General features: G+C 44.3%; 25 protein-coding genes and 1 pseudogene. 5 read left to right on the top strand and 21 right to left on the bottom strand.

Going from position 1 to position 24,552, the window contains the following annotated elements:
• Positions 1-54 precede the first annotated feature (54 nt).
• On the bottom strand, positions 55-945 hold the full coding sequence (locus EIM92_RS05260) for a LysR family transcriptional regulator (RefSeq protein ID WP_125081782.1): 891 nt from the start codon (positions 943-945) through the stop codon (positions 55-57).
• A gap of 124 nt (positions 946-1,069) precedes the next feature.
• Between EIM92_RS05260 and EIM92_RS05255 the strand changes: the two genes are divergently transcribed.
• On the top strand, positions 1,070-2,260 hold the full coding sequence (locus EIM92_RS05255) for a coenzyme F420-0:L-glutamate ligase (protein WP_125081781.1): 1,191 nt from the start codon (positions 1,070-1,072) through the stop codon (positions 2,258-2,260).
• A 64-nt stretch (positions 2,261-2,324) separates the two neighbouring features.
• On the opposite strand, the gene EIM92_RS05250 is transcribed toward EIM92_RS05255, so the two are convergent.
• The 6 genes from EIM92_RS05250 to hprK form a co-directional block, all read right to left on the bottom strand.
• Positions 2,325-3,845 carry a malate:quinone oxidoreductase gene (locus EIM92_RS05250; protein WP_125081780.1) on the bottom strand — a complete coding sequence of 507 codons (1,521 nt, stop codon included), beginning with the start codon at positions 3,843-3,845 and terminating at the stop codon, positions 2,325-2,327.
• A gap of 296 nt (positions 3,846-4,141) precedes the next feature.
• Positions 4,142-4,999 carry an SDR family oxidoreductase gene (locus EIM92_RS05245; RefSeq protein ID WP_125081779.1) on the bottom strand — a complete coding sequence of 286 codons (858 nt, stop codon included), beginning with the start codon at positions 4,997-4,999 and terminating at the stop codon, positions 4,142-4,144.
• 104 nt (positions 5,000-5,103) lie between these two features.
• The gene (locus tag EIM92_RS05240; RefSeq protein WP_125081778.1) at positions 5,104-5,520 is read right to left on the bottom strand and encodes an Rrf2 family transcriptional regulator; all 417 of its coding nucleotides are present in this window, start codon (positions 5,518-5,520) and stop codon (positions 5,104-5,106) included.
• A gap of 68 nt (positions 5,521-5,588) precedes the next feature.
• The gene (gene sfsA / locus EIM92_RS05235; RefSeq protein ID WP_246021202.1) at positions 5,589-6,299 is read right to left on the bottom strand and encodes a DNA/RNA nuclease SfsA; all 711 of its coding nucleotides are present in this window, start codon (positions 6,297-6,299) and stop codon (positions 5,589-5,591) included.
• 637 nt (positions 6,300-6,936) lie between these two features.
• On the bottom strand, positions 6,937-7,257 hold the full coding sequence (locus tag EIM92_RS05225) for a hypothetical protein (protein ID WP_342772904.1): 321 nt from the start codon (positions 7,255-7,257) through the stop codon (positions 6,937-6,939).
• 47 nt (positions 7,258-7,304) lie between these two features.
• Positions 7,305-8,222 (bottom strand): HPr(Ser) kinase/phosphatase, encoded by a 918-nt coding sequence (gene hprK / locus EIM92_RS05220; protein ID WP_125081777.1) that lies wholly within the window; start codon positions 8,220-8,222, stop codon positions 7,305-7,307.
• 321 nt (positions 8,223-8,543) lie between these two features.
• Here hprK and EIM92_RS05215 point away from each other — a divergent pair, with 321 nt between their 5' ends.
• On the top strand, positions 8,544-9,344 hold the full coding sequence (locus EIM92_RS05215) for a class I SAM-dependent methyltransferase (RefSeq protein ID WP_125081776.1): 801 nt from the start codon (positions 8,544-8,546) through the stop codon (positions 9,342-9,344).
• 39 nt (positions 9,345-9,383) lie between these two features.
• Here EIM92_RS05215 and EIM92_RS05210 read toward each other — a convergent pair whose 3' ends face one another.
• The 9 genes and pseudogenes from EIM92_RS05210 to EIM92_RS05170 all read right to left on the bottom strand — a co-directional run.
• Complete coding sequence (locus EIM92_RS05210; RefSeq protein WP_125081775.1) at positions 9,384-10,157, bottom strand: ABC transporter permease; 774 nt, start codon at positions 10,155-10,157, stop codon at positions 9,384-9,386.
• On the bottom strand, positions 10,129-11,118 hold the full coding sequence (locus tag EIM92_RS05205; RefSeq protein ID WP_125081774.1) for an ABC transporter ATP-binding protein: 990 nt from the start codon (positions 11,116-11,118) through the stop codon (positions 10,129-10,131). The genes EIM92_RS05210 and EIM92_RS05205 overlap by 29 nt, the downstream gene beginning before the upstream one ends.
• A gap of 387 nt (positions 11,119-11,505) precedes the next feature.
• Entirely contained in the window at positions 11,506-12,051 is a 546-nt protein-coding gene (locus tag EIM92_RS05200; protein WP_125081773.1) for a hypothetical protein, read from the bottom strand.
• 229 nt (positions 12,052-12,280) lie between these two features.
• Positions 12,281-13,666 carry an MATE family efflux transporter gene (locus EIM92_RS05190; RefSeq protein WP_125081771.1) on the bottom strand — a complete coding sequence of 462 codons (1,386 nt, stop codon included), beginning with the start codon at positions 13,664-13,666 and terminating at the stop codon, positions 12,281-12,283.
• 196 nt (positions 13,667-13,862) lie between these two features.
• Entirely contained in the window at positions 13,863-14,024 is a 162-nt protein-coding gene (locus EIM92_RS23645; protein ID WP_164515036.1) for a hypothetical protein, read from the bottom strand.
• 590 nt (positions 14,025-14,614) lie between these two features.
• Positions 14,615-15,478 carry a class I SAM-dependent methyltransferase gene (locus tag EIM92_RS05185; RefSeq protein WP_125085008.1) on the bottom strand — a complete coding sequence of 288 codons (864 nt, stop codon included), beginning with the start codon at positions 15,476-15,478 and terminating at the stop codon, positions 14,615-14,617.
• Between the two features lie 246 nt (positions 15,479-15,724).
• Positions 15,725-16,126, bottom strand: coding sequence for an Rrf2 family transcriptional regulator (locus EIM92_RS05180; RefSeq protein WP_125081770.1), 402 nt, complete (start codon positions 16,124-16,126; stop codon positions 15,725-15,727).
• 293 nt (positions 16,127-16,419) lie between these two features.
• Entirely contained in the window at positions 16,420-17,181 is a 762-nt protein-coding gene (locus tag EIM92_RS05175; protein ID WP_125081769.1) for an MgtC/SapB family protein, read from the bottom strand.
• Positions 17,182-17,329: 148 nt separating this feature from the next.
• Positions 17,330-17,659, bottom strand: a pseudogene (locus tag EIM92_RS05170) (ATP-binding cassette domain-containing protein); the annotation flags it as partial.
• A 188-nt stretch (positions 17,660-17,847) separates the two neighbouring features.
• Between EIM92_RS05170 and EIM92_RS05165 the strand changes: the two are divergent.
• Positions 17,848-18,537 carry a Dph6-related ATP pyrophosphatase gene (locus tag EIM92_RS05165; RefSeq protein WP_125081768.1) on the top strand — a complete coding sequence of 230 codons (690 nt, stop codon included), beginning with the start codon at positions 17,848-17,850 and terminating at the stop codon, positions 18,535-18,537.
• Positions 18,538-18,556: 19 nt separating this feature from the next.
• Here EIM92_RS05165 and EIM92_RS05160 read toward each other — a convergent pair whose 3' ends face one another.
• Both EIM92_RS05160 and EIM92_RS05155 read right to left on the bottom strand, forming a co-directional pair.
• Complete coding sequence (locus EIM92_RS05160) at positions 18,557-19,216, bottom strand: GntR family transcriptional regulator (RefSeq protein ID WP_125081767.1); 660 nt, start codon at positions 19,214-19,216, stop codon at positions 18,557-18,559.
• Between the two features lie 172 nt (positions 19,217-19,388).
• A complete protein-coding gene (locus EIM92_RS05155) occupies positions 19,389-19,667 on the bottom strand; it encodes an SDR family NAD(P)-dependent oxidoreductase (RefSeq protein ID WP_125081766.1) in 279 nt (92 codons plus the stop codon).
• 95 nt (positions 19,668-19,762) lie between these two features.
• Here EIM92_RS05155 and EIM92_RS05150 point away from each other — a divergent pair, with 95 nt between their 5' ends.
• On the top strand, positions 19,763-20,983 hold the full coding sequence (locus EIM92_RS05150; RefSeq protein WP_125081765.1) for an IS256 family transposase: 1,221 nt from the start codon (positions 19,763-19,765) through the stop codon (positions 20,981-20,983).
• A gap of 40 nt (positions 20,984-21,023) precedes the next feature.
• Here the strand turns inward: EIM92_RS05150 and EIM92_RS05145 are convergent, their stop codons facing one another.
• Both EIM92_RS05145 and EIM92_RS05140 read right to left on the bottom strand, forming a co-directional pair.
• Complete coding sequence (locus EIM92_RS05145) at positions 21,024-21,524, bottom strand: SDR family NAD(P)-dependent oxidoreductase (RefSeq protein WP_125081764.1); 501 nt, start codon at positions 21,522-21,524, stop codon at positions 21,024-21,026.
• Positions 21,525-21,846: 322 nt separating this feature from the next.
• A complete protein-coding gene (locus EIM92_RS05140; protein ID WP_125081763.1) occupies positions 21,847-22,386 on the bottom strand; it encodes a CarD family transcriptional regulator in 540 nt (179 codons plus the stop codon).
• Between the two features lie 131 nt (positions 22,387-22,517).
• On the opposite strand from EIM92_RS05140, the gene EIM92_RS05135 reads away from it, so the two are divergent.
• Positions 22,518-22,946 (top strand): MarR family winged helix-turn-helix transcriptional regulator, encoded by a 429-nt coding sequence (locus EIM92_RS05135; protein WP_125081762.1) that lies wholly within the window; start codon positions 22,518-22,520, stop codon positions 22,944-22,946.
• 159 nt (positions 22,947-23,105) lie between these two features.
• Here the strand turns inward: EIM92_RS05135 and EIM92_RS05130 are convergent, their stop codons facing one another.
• The gene (locus tag EIM92_RS05130; protein ID WP_125081761.1) at positions 23,106-24,482 is read right to left on the bottom strand and encodes an MFS transporter; all 1,377 of its coding nucleotides are present in this window, start codon (positions 24,480-24,482) and stop codon (positions 23,106-23,108) included.
• Positions 24,483-24,552 lie beyond the last annotated feature (70 nt).

Genomic DNA, 24,552 nt, shown 5'->3' with positions numbered 1-24,552 from the left:
TGCGAATCAAAATATAGCACAGGCTATCTATTCCATCGAGAATTGATAGCCTGCTCACTTTTGCTTATGTTCCAGAAGCTCCACAAATTTTGTTGCCGCCGGCGAGAGGGACACACTTTTTATATTGCATACGCCGATACTTCGCCGTGGAATTCCCTCTAACAGTTGAACCTCATATAGCAATCCCTTCGATAAATATTCTTGAGAAAACTCCTTTGTCACGCACGCGATGCCTAAGTTAATTTTAGCGAACTGCAATAATAAGTCATGAGATCCCAATTCAAACTCTGGCGCAATTTTAATTCCCTTCGAAATCATATAGTCTTCTACATATTTTCGGGAATTTGATTTCGTCTCCAGAAATATCAACGGGAATTTGACTAATTCCTGAAGACTGATCGGCTGGACCAGAATCTCTGCAAACCTCTCTCCATAAACAAACGTATCCTGGATTTCAAAGCAGGGTCTCACCTCTAGCGAGGAATCATCAATGGGCAGATTGCAAATAGAAATGTCTACTTCACCGGATTTTAAAATCGAGCACAGTTCTAAAGTCGTCCCATTTACAATAGTAAATTTAATATTAGGATATTTGTTATGAAAAGCCTCCAAATAAGGAAGCAAGAAATACCGGGAAATCGTATCCCCTACGCCAATTTTCAATTCGCCAGCCGTTAGATTTTGGAATTCTAAAATCTTCTCCTCACCTGTTCGCAGCAGGTTCATTGCAGAATTCACGTATTCAAAGAGCAGGCTCCCTTCATTGGTCAAAGATGCACCTTTGGGTGTCCGATTAAAAAGCCGCGTATTTAAATCTTTTTCTAGCTGCATGATCGCCTGACTCACCGCTGGCTGGGTCATATACAGCTCTTTGGCCGCTTGAGAAAAGCTTTCGCTCGTAGCGACCTTGCTGAAAATTTTGTATAAGTCCAATTTGCTTATCATATAACCACACCTTATACCCTATATTCGATATATTAATTTAACTTATACCACTTAGCTGATGTATATTACAAGTAGGTGGTTAGATAATGTAGATAAACTTTATCATCCTAAGGAGCTGAATGTTTTGGAAAGAGTAGTTGGAACAGTAGCTAGAGGTCTCCGTTGCCCAATCATTAAACAAGGGGATAACATAGAGAGTATTGTTGTAGATAGCGTGCTGCACGCCGCTCAAGTTGAAGGCTTCCAAATCAAAGATAAAGATATTGTGTCGATCACAGAATCCATCGTCGCCCGCGCCCAAGGCAATTACGCGACGATTGACCATATTGCCAAAGATGTAAATTCCAAATTCGGCGACGAGACCGTCGGCGTTATTTTTCCTATTTTAAGCCGGAATCGCTTTGCTGTCTGTCTCCGCGGTATCGCCAAAGGGGTTAAGAAAATCGTGTTGATGCTTAGCTATCCTTCAGATGAAGTCGGCAACCACTTAGTTGATCTCGACATGCTTGACCAGAAAGGCGTCAATCCTTGGACGGATGTTCTGACGGAAGCACAATTCCGCGAGCTCTTTGGCTATAATAAGCATACGTTTACAGGCATAGATTACATTGATTACTATAAATCTTTAGTTGAAGAACAAGGCACGGAATGCGAGGTCATTTTCTCCAACAACCCGAAGACTATTCTAGATCACACCAAAAACGTGCTGACTTGCGACATCCATTCTCGTGTTAGAACAGCCAGAATTCTAAAAGCCAATGGCGTAGAAAAAATATACAGCCTCGGTGACATTCTAGCAAAATCCGTTGATAACAGCGGATTTAATGAAGAGTACGGGCTGCTGGGGTCTAATAAATCTACGGAAGATGAAATTAAGCTCTTTCCGCGCAACTGCCAGCCTACTGTCGATAAGATCCAGCAAATTTTCAAAGAAAAGACCGGTAAAAACGTAGAAGTCATGATCTATGGGGACGGTGCCTTTAAAGATCCTGTCGGTAAGATATGGGAGCTTGCTGACCCGGTTGTATCTCCGGCTTATACCGCTGGACTTGATGGAACACCGAATGAAATTAAGCTGAAATACCTTGCGGACAATAACTTTGCGGATTTAAGCGGCGACGAACTTAAGCAAGCGATTTCGGATTATATCAGTAATAAAAGTGACGACCTCGTAGGCTCGATGGAAGCACAAGGCACTACGCCTAGAAAACTGACCGACCTCATCGGCTCCCTCTCCGATTTGACCTCGGGAAGCGGAGATAAAGGCACGCCAATCGTCTATATCCAAGGTTATTTCGATAACTATACAAAATAATGTAAATGCAAACAGGGTTATCTTGAGTCGATCAGTTCATCGACAGAAGATAACCCTGTTATCGTTAGGCGTTTACAACGGGGGCTTCCGCTTCATTACGGTAATCTTCCTGGCTCAGACCAAGTGCCCGAACGGTTAAGTCATGAATCTCCCGAATAAGCGCTGGATTTTCTAATAAGGATACGCCGTACGAAGGAATCATTTCCTTAATTTTCGGTTCCCATGCCTTGAGATGCTGCGGGAAGCATTTGGCGATCACCTCCAGCATGACGGACACCGCAGTGGACGCCCCCGGGGAAGCGCCGAGCAATGCAGCGATCGAGCCGTCGGCAGAGCTAATCACTTCCGTACCGAACTGAAGCGTGCCTTTGCCAGCATCCGTATCTTTGATCACCTGCACGCGTTGGCCAGCCACCACCAGCTCCCAATCCTCGCTTCTGGCGTTCGGAATAAACTCTCGCAGTTCTTCCATTCGTTGTTCCTTCGATAACATCACTTGCTGAATCAAATACTTCGTCAATGGAACATTTTTCGCCCCAGCCGATAGCATCGTAACGAGATTATCCAGTTTTACGGAAGTGATCAAATCGAGCCTAGAGCCAGATTTCAGAAATTTTGGCGAAAAGCCAGCAAATGGCCCAAACAACAACGATTTCTTATTGTCAATGTATCTTGTATCCAGATGCGGAACAGACATCGGTGGTGCGCCCACCTTAGCTTTACCGTATACCTTGGCATGATGCTTCGCCACCACATCCGGATTATGGCATACCATGAACATCCCACTGACCGGGAATCCTCCGATATGCTTTCCTTCCGGAATGCCGGATTTTTGCAATAGATGGAGACTTCCTCCCCCACCGCCGATAAAGACAAATTTAGCCGTACGACGTTCGACGGTACCGCTAGCAACATTCCGCACTCTCAATTCCCATAAGCCATCGCTGGTGCGCTTAAGATGTTCTACGCGATGTTTATATTTTATATCGACGTTATTACGCTTCAGGTGATCGAATAACAGCCTCGTCAAAGCGCCAAAATTGACATCTGTTCCAGACTCCACCCTTGTTGCCGCTATAGGCCCATTGGATGGGCGGTCTTTCATCATTAACGGGATCCATTCCTCCAACTTCTTCAGATCATCGGAAAACTCCATCCTCTGAAACAGGGGATTTCTTGATAGCGCTTTAAAACGCTTCTTCAAAAAAGCTACGTCCTGCTCCCCCTGAACAAAGCTCATATGAGGCAACGGAGCGATAAAATCCCGCGGATTGCGAATCCGATTGCTGTTCACTAAATAAGACCAAAACTGCATGGATGCCTGAAATTGCTCATTAATTTTGATCGCTTTGCTAATATCTACCGATCCATCCGAGTTCTCAGTGGTGTAGTTAAGCTCACACAATGCGGCATGCCCCGTCCCTGCATTATTCCATTCATTAGAGCTTTCCTCTCCTGCAATTGCAAGCTTCTCAAACACTGTAATTTCCCAGTCCGGTACTAATTCCTTCAGCAGCGTTCCCAGAGTTGCACTCATAATTCCGGCACCAATTAAGATAACATCAGCATTTTGTCTGTTACTCATTCTTACCGTCCCTTATATGCTAAAATTTGCAGAAAGGATGCAAGTGCTCCTACGTAGGCGTCACAGCAAGCCAGTCGGAACCTAGTCAAACACCTTTTCTGGATCGATGATTATCTGATCCTAGTGTATCAATATTATTGATAGTTTTAAATATTTATTTACTATAATATGATAAATTTTAGCTAATTAGAATCGGATGCTGAGCTTTTTGTCGTAAAATTACGACGGACTACAGCGTAAAAAAACGACCTCTCTCTTACACTTACAGAAGGTCGTTTTTTAAGTTCCTTATTATATTATGCCTTAACAAGCTGACTCAGCACTTCGTGAATCGGAGTAAGCGGACGGCCGAGCAGCTTTTCAAAATCATTGCTTTCGACCTCCAACGTACCTTCCCGAATGCCTTTTTGAATCTCGACGAGCATCGGAATGACGAAATCTGGGACACCCGCTTCCTTCATGATGTTGCCGTATGCCACATCGTCCACCTGCTGCACGGGAACTTGCTTGCCGATGACGGTTCCAAGTGCGGCTGCAAATTCCTCCTGCGTCAGCAGCTTGCCGGACAACTCATAGGTCGTATTCTCATGTCCGCTCCCTGTAAGAACTGCGGCTGCTGCATCCGCATAGTCCTGCTGAGCCGCCCAGCCTACTTTTCCAGAGCCTGCCGACGTTACCCATGGTGCTCCCGCCAATACCCCCTGGATGGTCGACACTTCATTCTCCAGGTACCAATTATTGCGCAAGAAGGAGTAGGGGATGCCTGTTGCCAAAATCATCTCTTCTGTTGCTTTGTGAGTTGGGGCTAGGAAATTCTTGCTCTCCCTTGCGTTTGCTAAGCTAGTATAAGCAATGAATTTTACTCCCGCACGCTTTGCAGCATCCACTGCATTTCCATGTTGACGAATTCTTGTTTCGTTGTCCCCGTCTGCAGAAATGATCAACAAGCGATCAATCCCGGAGAAAGCCGCATCCAATGTATTCGGATGATCAAAATCTCCTTGCCGAACCTCTACGCCACGTTTTCTCAAATCTTCTGCTTTCTCTGGGTTGCGAACACTAACAGCCAGTTGATCTGCTGGTACGGTTTGCAGCAGCGTATTCACCACTTTCGTCCCCAGCTTGCCTGTTGCACCAGTCACTAAAATCTTCATCTTAATTCCTCCATTTATTTATTTGTAATGCCACCCGTTATAACAATATTGGTTACAACCGGTGTATAAGAAAAACGTCTATTGACGTTATTCAAGTTTTATTATTATTGAAACTTTTTGATTAAATCATTCAACGTCGTCTGAGCCAACCTTTGCTCCATCACAGATTGGGCGTCTCTAAGTTCCGTTTGCAGAACTTGTTCAATATTCCGCCCAACGGAACACTGAATATTAGGGTCATCGTGAATGCGAAACAATTGATCCTTCTCCGCCGCGTTCACGGCACGATAAACATCAAGAAGCGTAATTCGATCGGGACTTTTAAGCAAAGAAGCGCCGCCCACCCCCGGGCGAACCTCTACTAATCCCGCTTTTTTTAACATCCCAATAATTCTCCGAATGATCACTGGATTCGTATTAACGCTGCCTGCAATAAAATCCCCAGTACAGTCATTCGTACTGACGGCAATTAAGGACAGGGTATGCACCGCAATCGAGAAACGCGTACTAATTTGCTTCATTCATCTCACCACCGTTGTAACCAGTATAGTTACTTCAAAAAATAATGTCAATTGCGAGATGTCCCCTTCTAAGATAAATTAACAGGAAGCGGACGATCAAGGATCAACTCCTCTTCTGTTACCATCGAGTCATAGGCTAAAACCTGCACCCCCTGGCACGAAGCCTCTAACAATGCATCCGCAAAAGCCGGGTCCATGTCTCGGTTAGGCATAAAAGCGTGGCAGCCTTTCATTTGTACAACAAACAGGATCATACCGGAGTAACCTTCATGAACCGCTTGAATCAATTCCAAAATATGCTTCGTCCCCCTGGTGGTCGGTGCATCCGGAAACAGGGCTAGCCCATTGTTCTCAAGAGTTACGCCTTTAACCTCCACAAACCCCTTTTTATCATTCTGTTCAACATAAAGATCAAATCTAGAATTCTTAAAAGTCACTTCCCTTCTTATCGATGTTAACCAACCAAGCTCCTTGATCTTTCCCTCGTTAAATGCTTCAAAGGCGACCGTATTCGGAGCTTGAGAATCAATATTGACCCAAGTGCCATGTTTAGCGGCAGCAATCAGCGAAAATCTTGTCTTGCGGTTCGGATTGTCACTCAGCTCCAGCAAGACTTCTGTCTCAGGCTGAAGCAGCTCTTTTAAGCGGCCAGTATTTTTAATATGTACCTGTTCTTTAATCCCGTCTATAATAACCTCGGCAATGAATCGATTTACGCGTCTAACCAACCGACCATGAACAACCCTGCCATATTTCATAGGTTCACCTTCTAATTCCAAGTTGATCTTCCCCCCAGTTCAGAGAGAAGTATTTATAGTTTATCAGATATACAAATAGCCACAACTCCTCATAAGGAGCTATGGCGTCCTCACCATAATCTGCTATACACGCCTGAAAACACGTTATCATTCTTAACTTTATTGTGAAATTTGTGAATTACTTGTGAATTCACCTTTGTTTTGCAATGTTGTAATTCTTAGTAGATAAAATGAAAGGAGTAAGAGAGTTGAAACAGAAAATTGCTGCGCTAATGTTATTAAGTGTCGTTTTACTTTCGGGATGTGATCCAGGTAGACCTGCAACGCTTCAATTATGATTTTGATCCAGCGCCAGATTATAGCCAAGAGAAGCTTGCCTTCGGCGGTGTACTTGTTTATACCTTGGAAAACCAAAAGATTAAATTATATGTTCCTGGATCTGTTGGAGTATCTCCCCATTATGTGAGTGATTTCAATGTAACATATAAACTCGACAGTGTTAAAAATGAATTCATTGTGGATCAGATTGAAGTTAAACCCTACTGAAAATTAAGAAAAGGCTAACCATGAAGCAAAAATAGGTTCGCCTTTTCCCTATCATTAATTCCGACAACATTGTAAATCATCTGTTTCCCTTAGATTTGATTTAGACTAAGTACTAATCCTCTACGATCTCTTGCACTTCCTGCAATTGCTCCTTCACCACTTCAAGCTGCTCCCTGTTCTGCTCAACGATATCCATATGCTCATTGTGCTGCTCTGCATTCAATAGGGCGTTTTCTGCATGAGAAATCGAATTGGATGCATGCCCGACAGTAGTCTCCTCCGGATGTGACATCGCTTGCTTTACTGCACGATCTGCCTTTTGAACCGAATAGCCAAAAAGAGTGCTGGGATGGTCCTTTTTCCAACTTTCTCCTGAGTGCTTAGCCAATGTATACATCATTCCTTTGCCAATGAAATTAGTCATTCTTGGCATAGTATTATGAGTTGTCCTGAAATTATACATCCAACTATGACACTACTTTACGACTGCATCTCGTCTTCAATCCGTTTCATGAACTCATCAACGGCACTGTAGCCGAGCTGCTTGAGGTACCAATTGTTCGCCGCCGCCTCAATCAGACCAGCGACATCACGTCCTGGTTGAAGCTGGACTTCGATATGCGGTATCTTAACGCCGAGATATTCCGTGAACTGAGGCTCCACTTCCAGCTCGTTGTTCAGAGAGTTCTCCTGCCATGGAGCTAATTCAATATCGAGTACAATTCGCGTCTCGTCCTGAAAGGCCCTGCGCCCGTACTGGCGAACAACATTAATCAGGCCCACACTGCGCAGAGCGAGAAATTCACGCGTAGTTTCATTATGTGTCCCGAGTAAAGTTGCCGGACCAAGCTTTTTGAGCACCACAATATCGTCCGCCACGAAACGATGGCCTCTACGTATGAGCGTGTGGGCTGTTTCGCTTTTGCCGATCCCAGATTTGCCTCGAAGCAGGATCCCTATCCCCGATACATTCACACATACGCCGTGGATTGAGATTTCCGGTGCAAGCGCCTTAATGAGGTAACTGTCCAACTTGGCGATAAACTCCGTCGTCGTCTCCGCCGTCCGCAGCAGCGGGATCCCCTCCTGCTCGCAGAACAGAATCAAATAGGGAATCTCCTGCTGCCCCGACGTCACGATGAAGCACGGCGGATGATACTTGACGACGTTTCCGATATGCAGCTTGCGCTCCTCTACAGTTAAAGTCAATAAATAGTTAATTTCCTTGCGGCCGAGTACCTGAACCCGATTCATAGGAAAAAAATCAAAATATCCGACAAACTCCAGCCCAGGTCTATGTGTCCGTGGACGGGTAACTTCACGATCCATATGGCTTGCTCCCGCAAGAACCTCCAATTGGAACGTATCCTTCAACTTTTGCACAGTGATCGTCTTCATGTCGTACTCCTCCTGCGGCTAAGGCGCCCTGAATACGCCTGATATTCAAAAAAGTGATTTGGGATATATTCAACAACCGGAGGGGCTGTTCCTGCTAGGATACCCAGCCGCGTTATTTGTTCACTAAATAAATATAATAAAATGAACCTCCGTCAACACACGTCATAGCCCTCATAGTCCCTCAATTTCGTGAGGAGCTTTGAGAGGTAGTTGAATAATCTGGAAATGCATGTTACTATTACAAGTTCGGAACGTATGTTCTTATTCCAATGCGTATCAAGCAGAAAGGTTGGAGAATTTACCCTTTGGGGAGGATGTTACATGGACAAAAATGCGGTTTATAGGACAAACATTATCGGTGCTGGTGAGGTGGGCTCCGCCATCTCGATCGACATGGATAAAAACGTTATTCATAAAACAAACAGCTTATTTTGGGATACAAAGGGAAATGATGTTTTGGGGGCAACCTCACTACCTTTATACGGGGCATTTGTCTCAGAAGAAAAATGCCAGCTCTTTGGGGATGTCTCCGGGAAAAAGATACTGGAGATCGGCTGTGGAAGCGGTCAATCATTGCAATATATGGGGGAACGAAAAGCATCTGAGCTATGGGGTATGGATATATCAGAAAACCAAATTGAAAAAACAAGGCAACGTTTGACATCGAGCGGACTTTCAGCAAATTTAATTTGTTCTCCGATGGAAGAGAAATGCGGCATACCCCAGGATTATTTTGACTTTGTTTATTCGATTTACGCTATAGGATGGACCACTGACCTTGAGAATACTTTTTGCAGGATCGCTTCTTACCTAAAAAAAGACGGCGTATTTATATTCAGTTGGTCTCATCCTATACACAAATGTGTTGTTGCAGAAAATAATATGCTTATTTTTAAAAAGAGTTATTTCGATGAATCTTGGTATTCAGTAGCTCTTGATGAAAGCCAGCTAACATTATCCGATCGCAAGCTATCAACTTATGTGAATGCGCTCGCAAAAGCGGGATTTGTCATTGAACAAATGATTGAGCAAACAGATGAAGAACTCATGAAAAACGACGATTTTTCAAATAAAGCCAAGATGCTTCCTGTAACCTTTGTAATCAAAGCAAGAAAACTATAGACTTAAAAGGATGGAAATAAGCCCGTTCTCCGACAAAGGTTAGTATTGTCCTAGAAGACCTTTTTTCATAGCTACTTTTTCGCAGCGATGAAATACAAAGAGCCCCACAATAAAATATACCAGTGAATTTAAGATTAAGACCGCATAGTCTGCCAAAGGCAGTTGTGTCAATGTCAGATCCTCAATCATCACCGTTCTTACCATATTCACTCCTTTAACGAATGGGGCGAAGGCTAGAAAAGGAGCTGCAGTTAACGGAACAAATACAAGCGCCATCAATACAAATTGGAAAATCTGTAGGAACGCTTCAATTTGTTTTACGATAATAGCTAGGCCAGCTATCAAAAAGCTAACGCCCGCCATACTTATCATTGTAATTACAATGATCGGGACGGTCGTCATAGGATTAAGATTCAACCACTGCCCGGAGGTAAGCATCGCAGCAAACAGCAAGATGACCATCACAACCGATTGTAAGCCAAATTGCCCGATGATGCGTGTAAGCATGATTCTCCACACCCCCATAGGAGACATACATATTTGTTCCAACGTCCCTCGCGTTGCCTCTGTGACCACCGAATGACCAATGAAATTCATCGTCATCATCGTTAAGCTCCAGAAGGCTACACTTACAATCGAATATTGAACATTCATATCAAAGCTTGCTGGATCACCAATGAACATGATCCCAAAGAATGCAGCCAAAAAAATAATATAAAACGTAAATATTAGCGCAATGGTATTCGGCAGATAACGTTTCAATTCGATATATTCCTTACGAAAATTAGCACTCAATAACTGTAGCCATTTCATGCTTCTTCCCTCCCTTCACAATCTGAATAAACACTTGCTCAAAGTCAATGGTTGTACGATCAATACTCTCCACAATGGTTCCTTCCTCTTTAAAAAGATCGAACAACTCGTAGATGTCCTGACTATGCTCTAAATTAACTTCCACGATGCTCTCATGGGAGCTTGCTTGATACATACTTAAAGGGAATCGGCCACGCAGCTTGCTCTCCTGCTCCAAGCTCAACGGCTCACCCAACTTAACCGAATATGCCCTTGTTTCAAACAGCTTAAGTAAATTCTCCACCCTATCATCGATAACAACTTCGCCTTTATTAATAATAATGGCACGATCACACAGCTCCTGAACAACTGGCATATCATGTGAACTAATGATGATCGTACGCTTTTCTTCCTTCACGATCGTCTTTAAAATTTCACGCAATTCATAACTAACCTCAACATCCAGACCAAGTGTTGGCTCATCCAGCAAGATGACACCCGTATTCGCTAATAGTGCTACTGCGATAGCCAGCTTTTGCTGCATCCCTCGAGACAATCCATTGACCAGCTCATTCTCCTTTTCTTTCAGGTTGAATTGCTCTAATAATTTGTCCGCTTGATCGGCAATCTGCTTCCGAGAGTAACCGCGGTTACCCGCAAAATACTCCAGATTCTCCCGGACGGTAAGTCGCCAATATAAATTCCGGTTTCCCTCTAATACAGCACTAATATGCTCTAGAGCTTTAAGTCGCTTCTTATTAATATCCAGGCCATGAATGGAGATGGTGCCCGCATCCGATTCTAACAAGCCACAGAGCATCTTTATCGTTGAAGTCTTCCCAGCCCCATTGGGCCCTAGTAAACCAACAACCTCTCCACGGTTCACCGTGAAAGAAACATCACGAACCGCATGGATCTTCTCTTTCGTTTTTCTTCTTCCATACACCTTACTAATACCCCGTACTTCTATAATCTTCTCCACCTCACAACATCCTCCCCCGACCGAAATAAAAAGATGATTCCATGAATACCTTTATTTTATTTTTGTATATTGGTTTTTTTAACTGGCTCAAGATGGAAATGGCCTCCGTCTGAGGAAGGAGATTTATGGGGAGATTTATGAAAATCTCCACAGTTCTTCGCAGTATCTCACTTGTTAAACCTGAAAGAATCGAGGAGGGAGTAATGGTGATGTTAGAGGAGGAAAAAACGAATAAGGCCATCCTTCACGGATGGCCCCTAATTGTCGCCGCCTAGGCAAACTGGCCAGGTATAGGTCCCTTCCCTTGGCCAGAAGTGAGGTTGCTGATCCGTCCCCCGAATACACGATTAGAGGAACGAGCATTTTTTCTCCGTCTCCTCTCCGGGGTTACCGTGACTCGCCTTCTGTCGCAGCAGCTTCGGACGGCGTCATCAAGCCTTGAACGGCACCGAGGAATGGGCGGATGGACTTAATCATACCGTATCCCAACTTCACGACCGGGACAAATCGCTGGATCATTCTGAACATCCGCACACCGCTCCCCAGCACACCCCCGAGCGCTCCTGAAGCAGTGCCGTCAAGCCCGCCGGGGCCGCCTCCCCCTCCCAACAGCGAGCCTAAGATCGGCAGAAAGGCCGATACCTGCGCGTCCGGCTTGCGTGAGCGGGAACGCACCGAAGGCTTGCGCCCCCTCCTTCGCCGGCTGCCAGAACGACTACTTGAGGCTTGGGAGCCGACTCTGCGCTGCTTAGGCTGGGAGCCTTGCTTTCCAGATGGGGTACGCGGCTGAGCTCCGGCGCTGGCTAGCTTCAAGCTGCTGCTGTTAACGTCGGTAATATAGCCAACGTAGGTCTTACCACTATGCAGAGTAATGCATACCGGCCGACCTTGCAGCCGTTTGGCCCGTCCGAACACCTCTTTGGATTGTGCCATGGAAGTTCACCTCGCTCACTGGTTATAGTTCATTGTACGCCAGGGGCGGACTGCCCGCTTGTGCGAATGTAGGATGCGTACATCAAACCCTTCGCCGTGCCAACGTCATTCTCAGAGCCGGCTTCTCTCCACAGACCTTCCGCATTGCCGAGGCAGCAACACAAAAAGCCACTTCCCTTGAGAAGCAGCTCCTGAAAAAAATCACTGATAAAATACACCTATTTTAAGCCTACGCTCCCATGACGTTTTCTGGGGTAGAAGCTGGCTTCACAAGCGCCTTCTTCTCCCAGGCCCGGCTTCGCCAGCGAAGCAGCATGATCATGCCGCGCAGCCATTCATCCACCGTGAAAGCAATCCATATACCGAACAGCCCGATCCCCAAATGAACCCCCAGAACATAAGCAAGCGGCACCGCGACGCCCCACATCGAGAGTACCCCCATCAATACCGGAAAACGTGCATCCCCGGCGGCCCGTAGCGAGTTAATGATGACCATATTGAACGTCCGCCCGGGTTCGAGAATGATGGAGAGCAGAAAAATACCCGCCCCCGCAGCAATAATCTCGGGGTCAACCGTGAACAAGCCGACTAACTCATGCCGGAATATCGATGCCACACTGACAATAGCTAACGTTAATAGGAAGCTGATCCTCACGCTTCTCATCAGTCTCCGGTAAGCCTCTTTCATTTCTCCCGCACCAACCATTTGCCCAACAATGATTTCCGTCCCCGCACCGATGGCCAACGCCAGCGCCATGAAATAGTTCGAGATGTTCATGACGTAAACATGTGTGTTCAACGCGGCAACACCGATCATGTTAACGAAACTAATGATCATGAGGTACTGCGACTGCCAAGCGAGATGCTCGCCTGCAGCGGGCAAGCCAACATGCAAAATCTGTTTCACGTAAGTGCCATTCCAGACCACGTAATCTTTAGTCCGAATCGGTGCAGGACTCCGACGGTACAGAATGATAAAAAGCACGATGATGCCGAGGAAGCGACTAACGACCGTAGACACAGCCGCTCCCGTCACGCCCAACTCTGGAAAGCCCAAGTTCCCGAAGATAAGCAGATAATTGCCTGCGACGTGAACGAGATTGACACCCAGGGTTACATACATCACACTTTTGGTGTGTCCGCTCGAACGGATAACCGATGAAACCGCGTAAGATAGCGCCTCAATCCAGATGAAGCCGCCGATAATTTTTAAATAAGGACTCGCAATGGCGATTTGCTCAGGATTTAGCTTCATTAACTGCAGGAGGGACTCCCCATACAGAAAAAGGACTAAGCTTACGAGCACCCCGAAAATCAGGTTTAATGTGATGGCATTCGCCGAAATGCGGCCTGCCTCTCTCTCCCGCCCGGCACCGATATACTGGGCAACCGCCACGCTGGTACCGATGCCGACAAAGCCGAACATTAGAATACAGAAGTAAATAATTTCGTTGGCTAAGCCTACTGCACCGGTCACCTTATCGGAAATGCGGCTTAGCATAAACACGTCCACCGTGCCCAGCATCATGCGCAGCACAGAGTCGATGAGAATCGGCCAAGTCACGGCAAAAAGACTAAGTTTTTTCCAAGATGGAATACGATCATTTAATGTCACGTTTAACAAACTCCTACTAGGTTATTCTTTATCGCTTTACCTAGTGTAGTGCCCAAAACCCAACAAGTCTATCATTAAGTTTCCTCCTCTGGACGAGTTGCCCAAAAACTGCTCCAATGACATATCCTTCTCAACTGAAATAGCTACTTCTAACCTACATTGTCCACGATTTGATTTTGCACCAAGACAAACGGGGTCATTTTCTAAAATCGTAACAAAAGTTAGACACTAGGCACTGGGCACTAGGCACTGGGCACTGGGCAATCGGCTCCTGACGCGCTGTAATCGTGTAATCCCTCACCTCTTCCTTCACTTTCCCCTCCCACTTCTTCTTTACCTCTCCTTTCACTCCTTTCACTTCTCCTTCCACTCCTCCTTCAGCTCTGTTTTCTCTCCTTTCACTCCTTTCACTTCTCTTTCACTTCTCTTTCAAGCCTTGCCTTCCAAATCTCTAACGGTTGCCACAGCTGTTAATCCGCCAAAAATGAGCCCCTCGATGTTCTAACGGTTATAATCCACGTTATTCCTGCCGAATTCATCTCAACATATTAAAATCGTTCGGATAGCAGCATATACAACCGTTAGATGCCCAAAGAGTGGAGAATTAGCGAATTAACAGTAATAGCAATCGTTAGAGATGGAGCTACATCCATAATGGTATTGAATTCTTCTTCGGAAGAATTCTAAAGTTCGGACGCCAAAACTGAAATGCCAGCATTGTCAAAAAAACATATCTATTTTTCCAATGCGGTCAACGGCCCCGGCTACATATTTTTTCACATACTTAACTCTACCTACATCTACTTCAATAAAAATAGCATTACCGCCTGAATCCTCACAAAGGCGTACCGTGGTTTAATCAATCATTTGGTTAGTCCGCCAGACTTCCCGAAGCAACCAAAGGATCCGAAGGTTAGATATGATTTTCTTGTTGCACATATACCAACTCTACAGACGAACAAGTACTTTGCCGAACCGGCCGCCTTGCCGGATTTCTACTTGTTCGCCAGGATAGCGTGTATCCAAATGCCGGGAGACGATATGACGATCCTTCTCATCCATCGCAATACCGTGCATTTTCAACCAATTGATCGTATTATGGAATGCCGCCTCTTTGGAGACTGTCGTTGTTTTCATTTCCCGGGTTACCAACGATTGATAAGAATAACCCTTTAGCAGCAGTAATTGGGTAAGATAAACCATCTCCAAATGTTCGGTCTCTCGGGGGCGATCGGTGACAAGCGGCCATACTTCATCCACCAGGCTGTGCTCCCTGGAACCTACCGGCAAGCTCATGTAGCAGAACGATCTCGCGCAGCTCAGCACCCTCTCCACACTGGCCCAGTCAACCAGAACCGGACACATAGAGACAAAGACGAGATCAAAGCCTCCTTCCCATCCCTTCGCCACAAGATCAATGCTTTCAAAAGGTTCATGCACTACCTTGACCGTTCCATTTGTCAAACCCCAGCTATTTTGCAGTAAGAGCTCAATCAACGGATCGGAGGTTTCTACCGCCGTTACATCCGCTCCCTGCTCCGCGAAAGGTATGGAAAATCCACCTGATGCCGCACCTATATCCAGAACAGAAGATCCCGAAAATTCAACTCCCTGCTCCGTTAGCCAGTTCATAATCCGCCTGGTTCTTCGCCTCCCTTCTTCACTGAACACCTCCTGATTGAACGACTTTGCCGATGAATCAAGTGAATGTGCCGGATCAATGCCAGCCCTCTTCATCTTGTTCACACCTGTATACAAATCTTCCTTCCAGGCCTTTTCCCATACCGTCGAATCAAACAGTTCATTGCTCATTGTATTTCTCACCCGTTTCCTCAAAAATTTTATGACTTTGCGCCGATCCCCCTGCCACCGCTGTAGAATCGACCGACCGCCGTCATGCAGCAGTAAACCACGCGCTGGGAGCTGCGTGCGGTACGAAGAACCGAGCAAGACCAATAGGAGCGAAGCCATGAACCATTATCTTGTAAAATTTGCTCATCCCTTCATTAAAACCTTTAAAGATCTTTATTGTCCTTAATTAACTTAAAAAAAGATATATTATATCACAATATTCATTTCCCGTACAAGATCGGACATCTTCTGGTTTCTCAGCTGTTCTTCCATCTTCTCTTCTGCCGATAGCACCACCTTTTGGATCGGACAGTCTGGTCCATGTTCAAAACTGCAGTCGAACAAGGAAGCCGAGCCTTCAATGGCATGAATAATATCAAGAAACGAAATGTTCTCCCAATTTCGCTTCAGCCGATACCCGCCGTTTACTCCTGTAATCGATTCAATCATGCCCGCCTTCACCAGCTTGGTCAGTATTTTGGATAAATAGGTTGGAGACACATTTTGCCGCTCTGCTAACTGCTGCACACCTATAGGTTTTTGCGGAGTCGCTGCAGTAAGAAAGAGCATCGTATGAAGAGCGTAGTCGGTTGCCTTTGAGTATTTCATCTGTTGCCACCCCAATTAAGGATATTATATGTCCATAATAACCATTGTCATCCATGAAGTCAATTCATTCCTGAAGAATCTATTGCTTGACTAGTTTGAGTAAGGCCGGCGGGCAATTTTTTTACATTTCAGGTACTCGCCGGCTCTCTGTCGAGCTCTCTCGTACCGCGCGCAGCTCCCAGCGCACGGTGCATTGCTGCATGACGGCCATCGGTCGAACCACATGAGGAAACACTCCTTCAGAGTATATCCACTGCAATGACAAGTTTAAAGACCTTCCATTTGTGGATCGATTAATGTATGTCGGACATGCTGGAACGAGCCGGATGCGTCTTAAGTGCCTCCGCCGTTTCGAAGGAATGGATGCAATCCAGAGCCAGTAACTTATCAAACACATGAAGCAGATCCTGGGAACGTGGTTTATGGAGTTTTATTCGCAGCGTTCGTATGCCTTCATTTTCCTGCTCGTCCTCGTTAAGGGCCTCTAGTGACATATGCACAATATGAAGTCCTTCCTTTTCAAACAATTCAACAATCCGAGCAACCCCACCCTCAGTATTGATGATCCGCAGGGTAACTTCATTTCGACTGCGTCTGTTGTGGAAGCTCTTTTCGAACTCATTAAGCAGCACCAGAATAATAATGACCAATACCGTAACAAGTACCGCCCCGAAAAAAAATCCAGCTCCAACGCATAATCCAATCGCCGCAACAACCCAAATGGAAGCCGCAGTCGTTAATCCTGAAATACTGGAACCGTTGCGAATAATTGCACCTGCACCAAGGAAACCGATACCGGACACGACTTGAGCCGCCAGTCGTGCCGGATCCATACGAACATTATATTCGTTGGCAAAGTCACCAAATCCATAAATGGATAACAACATAATCAGTGTTGCACCTACACATACCAGAATATGTGTGCGAAAACCAGCTGGATGGTTGTGCCATTCACGTTCTAGACCAATCAAACCTCCTAACACCAGCGAGATCACGATCCGCAACGACAAGTCTGCATAGGAAATATTCCACAAACCAGCGTCTACAATCGTCATGGCCTACCATCTCCTTATATTTCTTTCTCATCCATGTTACGATAGCTGTGACACCTCCGCAATCACTGGATAATGATCGGAGGGATACCTACCCTCATAAAAGCTCTAGGTCATGTGTAACATAAATGGTTGTGATACCAAACTGTTATTGCAAATCCTTCAATTCATTTCTTAACTGTACGCGTAACTTGGCATCCAAGTTAGACAATGGCTCATCTAACGGTAATATGGACGGTTTTAATACAAGTGCACGTGCAATAGCTACACGCTGCTGCTGACCACCCGATAAATCAGACACTCGTTTGAACAGCTGAGCTTCCTTTAAGTCGACCTTACGAGCAATGTCGCGTACTTCCTGGTCAATTTCTGCCTTTGAGGCTTTCTTCACACGTTTGCCGAATGCTATATTCTCATACACCGTCTTCGTTGGAAATAGCGCATAGCTTTGAAACACCATACCAATACCACACTTCCGGATCATTTAAGCCCGCTTCCACTTCTGAAGCCTATTATCAGTGACATATTTCAACGTCCACATCTCTTTTAAAAACAACCCTGTGACACAGTGGCAAAATCTATTACTCTGCATTGCAAATATTAAAATCCGCATTTTTTTGCCTTACATGATAATATAAAATTATACATACTAAAAGGAGAACGAGAGAAATGACTGAGGTTCCAAATTGGAGAACAGGCGCTTCTGGACATAAATTCATAGCTTCCTTCAGCGGAGGAAAGGACAGTACACTAGCCTTATACAAAGCGATGCAGACTGGGGAAGCCGTTGGGCTTATCGTGATGTTAGAGGATGATGGGAACCGCTCCCGCTCCCATGGCTTGTCTCCAGTTCTCTTGCAGGCTCAAGCAGCGTCTATAGACTTACCTCTATTTACTGCAGCATCAAGCTGGGCAGATTACGAAGAGAATTTTATGCGCCTGCTGGTAAACGCTAAAAATCAAGGAGCAGAAGCGCTGGTAACCGGGGATCTAGATATGCCTGCTCACGGTTGCTGGCATGACAAGGTGACAAAAAATGCTGGATTAAAACTTGGTATGCCTTTATGGGAGATGAATCACCGGGACGTAGTTGAAGAATTCATCCATCTTGGATTCATCACCATTATCGTTACAGTGAATGTATCGCTAGGCATGAAGGAGAAAGATCTAGGGCGCGTGCTGACTCTAGATTATGTGAAGGAGTTAGTTGCCCGCGGGATCGACCCCTGCGGAGAAGGCGGGGAATTCCATACAGCCGTCATCGATGGTCCCATATTCAATAAGCCCATCTCCGTAAGTAAAGGTGAGATTATCCGCAACGGAGAGTATGCCTTTCTGCCATTGGAGCTAGTAACGTGAATTGGGGCAGGTTTGCTTTTCAGTGCCTTTTAGTCGATTTAGCATGCCCTTCTATGGAAATCCATATTGTTCTAGATAATCTTTCGCCAGCTAATTCAAAATCTCTTTCCTTTATTGCTTCTAAGCTAGATGTTAATTGGGCATGGTAATTCTTTACAAGATCTTGATTCCAATTTAATTGAGCAAAAACTTTCGTGATAAACAAGATCTCTGAAGTAAAACGTTGGTAGACAGGATTGTTCGTATTACTAACATATATCGTTAAGAAGCATGAGACCGTCTGCACATAATCTCTAATATTTCCATTTTGAAGGTCAGTTTCAGCAGCCCGATAAATCTCTTCAAGTTGTTCATACTTCTCCTGGCTCCAATTTTTTATTACTTTACTCGATAACCGAATAATACCTGCCAGTGCCTCAAGATAATCTCTAATTTCTTTATCATCAATTATTCTAATTCGTACTCCTTTTCTGGGAATACGTTCAACGACACCTTGTTTTTCTAAAATATACAGCGCTTCTCTAATAGGGGCATGACTCACTTTAAATTTAGTCGCTATATTAGATTCAACTAGTCGATCTCCTTGCTTCAAATTTCCCGCAAATATCTCCTCTAAAATATATTTTGCAACTTTCTCAGGTAGAGATTCATTGAATCCTTCCAGAATTCTGTTTGACATACGAATCACCTAATAAATTATAATTATGACCTCAATTATACTATATCATTAACTGTTCGAATAAGTTTCGTCAAAGGAAAAATCCTGAAGAGCTCAATTTTGAACCCATCAGGATAGTGGTGTAGTGGCCAAACAACTAAAATTACGGCTAGTTTAATTATGTCATTCTGAATTATTTTGCACCCATTCCACCGTCAACACGCATTTGTGTACCAGTAATGAAAGTACTTTCGTCAGAGCTTAGAAATAGTACGAGATTAGCAATATCCTCTGCCTCACCATAGCGACCAAGAGGAATCGTTTCTGCCAATTGTTTGCGTACAGATTCTGGATCCGCCGCATTTGTACCAGATTCAACAACATTCATCATGTCTGTCTTCGCATAGCTTGGATGAATAGAATTCACACGAATACCCTTATCCGCTACCTCAAGTGCTGCAGTCTTCGTCATACCAACAACAGCATGCTTGGAAGGAGTCTGTAAAATAGTTTGTGTAAACTCCAAAACCTATTAAAATGGAACTAATAGAAAGGTTGGGAGAATACATGGGACTTTGGATGAAACAACAGTTGCGCGACTTCATTAAAGAGAATAATCTGGTAACGGCACAGGATGCTCAAAACGCATTAAAGAACCTGTTTGCAGAAACAATCCAGGAGATGCTCGAAGCGGAGATGGAAACACATCTGGGCTATGCCAAGCACGACATCACGGCGAAAGCGACGTCAAACAGCCGTAATGGCAAAAGCAAGAAAACTGTCGTCAGTGAGTATGGTGAGCAAGAAATAATCGTACCCCGTGATCGCTTGGGCGAGTTTGAACCGCTTGTGGTGAAGAAGCATCAGTCCAATGTCACAGGCATTGAGGAACAGATCATTGCGCTTTACGCGAAGGGCGTCAGCACGCGTGAAATTCAAGATCATCTACAGCAGTTGTATGGCATCGAAGTCTCCCCGACACTGATCTCGAACGTGACAAACAAGGTTATCCCTATGGTTAAGGAATGGCAAAATCGGCCGCTACAGAGCGTATATGCCGTTGTTTTTCTCGACGCCATTCATTTCAAAGTGAAGCAAGACGGAGCTATTGTCAACAAGGCGGCTTACATGGTCATCGGCATCGATCTGGACGGGAATAAAGACGTCCTAGGCATGTGGATTGGCGAAAACGAGTCGGCCAAGTTCTGGCTCAATGTCTTGAACGAGTTAAAAAACCGCGGCGTACAAGACATTCTCATTACGTGTGTCGATAATCTAACCGGTTTCTCGCAAGCGATAAGCGCTTGTTATCCCGCTACAGAGATTCAGAAGTGCATCATCCATCAAATCCGTAATTCAACGCGCTACGTGTCCTACAAGGACTTGAAGAAGGTGACTGCCGATCTGAAGCCGATCTACAAAGCAGCAACCGAAGAAGCGGCGCTTGTGGAGCTAGATCGCTTTGAGGAGGAGTGGGGCAAAAAGTATCCTCTGATCGTCCGTTCTTGGCGCAACAACTGGAGCGAGCTCGCTACATTCTTCAAGTACCCGCCGGAAATTCGCAAGTTGATCTACACCACGAACATGATCGAGAGTTATCACCGTCAACTGCGCAAAGTGACGAAAGGCAAAAGCATCTTTCCGAGCGACGAGGCTCTCCTTAAAATGCTGTATTTATCCACAATGGACGTTGTACGGAAATGGACGGGCCGTGTTCAGAACTGGGGACAAATGCTGCTACAGTTTTCGGTTTTCTTCCCTGATCGCGTGGGTCAGCACTTGAGGTAGGGGGCGGAGTCCCCCTCTAAGCATCACCCTCTACATTCGTTTACACAAAATTCTTGACAGACCCCTTGGAAGCACTATAAGCGACTCTTTGTGGGCCTCCTGCAAGTCCATCAATCGAAGAGTTATTAATTACACTTCCGCTACCTTGTTTCTCCATGACTTGAAGCACGTGTTTCATACCTAAGAAAACACCGCGAAGGTTTACAGCGATTACTTTATCAAAGTCTTCTGCTTTTGTATCAACAGTCTTTGCAATCTTGCCCACAATTCCAGCATTATTAAAGAAGATATCAATACTGCCAAATTGGTCAACTGCTGCTTTCACATAATTCTCTACATCTTCTTCTTTGGAAACGTCCGCTTGTACAGCGAGTACTTCTCCAAAAACACTTAACTCCTTCTTCGTTTTCTCAAGAGATTCTTCAAATAGATCGACAATAACAACTTTTGCGCCCTCTTTTAATAAGTATTCAGCTGTTACCTTTCCAAGTCCACCGGCCCCCCCAGTGATCACTGCTACTTTTCCTTCAACTCTGCCCATTATAAATTCCTCCCATTTCAATAGTACAAAACCAAATACAAAATAAAGATGTTTTTATCCATTAATGCATACTCGTAAAAAAACAAGATTATGGATTATGGATTATAGATTATCGATAATCTATAATTATTATATGATTATTCTTCTAATTTTTCTACTAAAACAAATAAAATATATCTGCTCAATAATTTAATTTTTTGAATTGCTCATTTCTTGATTAGAATCATCTTACAAAACAAAGCACCGTTACACATACATGGTGATATCCATATACGTATAACGGTGCTTAAATATAAATAATTAAAGAAGTTAAGAATCCGTCCTATGAATCTCGATAACTAGATTCCAGTTTATTCTCGCAGTCGAAATCAGCTTGAATAATACGGTTAACCTCGTCCAATATGGCTTCGTAGCTAGTTTCCAATGAGATTGCTATCTCATTGAACAATATCTGCTGAGTAGAGATTAACAATTTCTGATCTTGTTGGCCAAACTTCTTATTGTTTAATTCAACCTTAAGCTTTTGTCGCATTAAAGTGTTAATAATTTTTGCGATTTCTTTCCTATTCCCTGTATTAATGATATTTGAATAAGTATAATTCCGTTCTGTATTTCTATCGATCCATTGAATACCTGGCAATTTGAAGGATTGAATAATCTCCTCTGCTTCATCCCTTTCAATAAGATCCAACATGAGTATTGATTTATTATCTACCGGAACACTGATTTTCAAATTAGCACCATGCAGCGGATGTAAATCATAATAACACCTTGTAACTCCGGCGATTTCTTTTTCACTTATACCATCGATTCGGCATATTCCATGTCCTGAATATATAATCAGATTACCTACTTCAAACATTACAGTTGCCCCCTCGTTATCGTCAACTTAGATGACAATATATTTCTATTATACCCTATTGTCAACCTAATTGACAGTGATCAAATGCTTTTGTATATTGGATGAGGACATATTGAAAGGAATGAAATAGAATGAGTTTGGAATCGGAAAACTTAGACTTGATAGACTTGATAAGCGAGCGTCATGTCCTGCTTCGCAACTTGAATAGTCAATTGTGGAATGAAAGTCATGACCTACATATATCCAATTCAGAATGGTTCATTATGGCTAGGATCTACAAGAAGCAGCCAACGATATCCTATGTCACCAAACATGTAGATATTTCTCGGCAGGCTACTCATAAATTCATCAAAAACCTGGAATCCAAAGGATTAGTTGAGGTTAGCAAGGCACAACATAACAATAAAGATAAATGCATACGGCTAACAAAGTTTGGCGAAGAGTGTTTTGAAAAAAATGAGATTATCAAAGCAACGCTTGAGGCCAAAATCATCGAAACGATCGGGATTGAACAAGTAACTCAGCTTAAGCAAATATTACAAACGGACTGGGGACTATAGCGGAATAATCGCCTGCGGATGTCCGCGTTCTATCCATGAAGAAAAAAATAAAATATGGTATGAGGGAGTGGATGCTCATGAATTTCCTAGTATCCAAAACTCCCCTATACCATATTTTTATTTCATCGTTATATAAGAATTTTTATTACCACAAGTAAATTAGACCTTCTGCCCGTTCTTCGGAACAATTAACAGGCTCGATACCAATGCAAGTACTGTGATTATAATAGATACCCACATGGCCGTAGTATATCCTCCTAGTGTTCCTTGACCAACAAAAGGAGCAACTAACCCAATACCTAATGACGCACCTACACCGAATCCGGCCCCGTTAATCCCTGGCAATGCTGATGGTGCTTCATCCGGGGACTGAAGAACTCCTAGCCCATTGATGGTGGTAAGAATCAATCCATTGTAGGTAATCCCCAGTAAGGCAACTGCAGAGAATACGATCCACTTGCTTCCCGTAAATAACAAGATAGCGACTAGAGCTGCAATGGAAACCAATATTCCAAGTCGCAACATACGAATCCAGCCAAATCTACCTGCTAACCAACCGGATATCGGAGCAGCAAATACACCAATTAAAGCAGCAGGCGTTAAGAACAGCAATCCTGACATCGCCGCATCTAGTCCGAATCCAACTTCCTGATCCTGACTAAGCAGAACGACTGTAAAATTGATAACGGCGAAGATACCCGTCAAACATAGCAAGGTTGAAGTTACCACCGGCCATACCTGACGCGAACGGAGATGTTGTACCGCAATCATCGGGCTCGCACTTCTCTTCTCAATGTACCAGAAGACAATAAATGAGATTACCATACCAACGAGGAAGATGAGCGTGATTGGCGCAAACCAACCAACGGCAGAACCTTGAGCGACAAAGTAGGTCAAGAGAATTAATCCAACCGATAATGCTCCAGAACCCCACCAGTCCATTTTACCCGTTGTTACAGCACTGTCTTCCTTTGGAACAACGAGCATGACACAAATTAAGGTGAAGACAACGATCGCCAAGATGACAATGAAGATAGACTGGAAACCGTACTTATCACTAAGCACGCCGCCAAGATAACCATCAAAGCCTCCTACTCCTCCATTCACGGCAGTGAGAATACCAAGAACGATACCGAAGGTCTTCGTGTCAAGCTTCTCTCTTAAGAATACATAAGCGATTTGAAACGTAGCTCCCGAAGCTCCTTGAAGCACGCGGCCAATAAGCAAAATGGTCAGATTTGTAGCAAAGATACACAGTATAGTTCCTACTGTAAGTGTAAGAAGAACGATGATTAGAGCACGACGCCGACCGATAAAGTCACTCCAACGCGCAAGTACAACGCCGCCAATCGAGCTTGCCAGGAAAAATAAGGATGATACATTCGACATAAGATCTACACTGACGTTCATCGATGCTGCGATACTAGGAAGTGCGGGGGTAAGCATACTCGCATTCAACTGAAAAGCCAACACGCACAAAATCAGTGTTGCTACTAAGCTCACAAGACGGCCACCGCGATAAGTTGCTTGTCCCATGGTGAAAAACTCCTTTCGATATTAGCAAAATATAAAACAATGACTGCATTTGAAGCGGTTACAAAAATGT

This window comes from Paenibacillus lentus (assembly GCF_003931855.1).
GTDB lineage: Bacteria > Bacillota > Bacilli > Paenibacillales > Paenibacillaceae > Fontibacillus > Fontibacillus lentus.
This window is presented reverse-complemented; position numbering and strand designations above follow the sequence as displayed.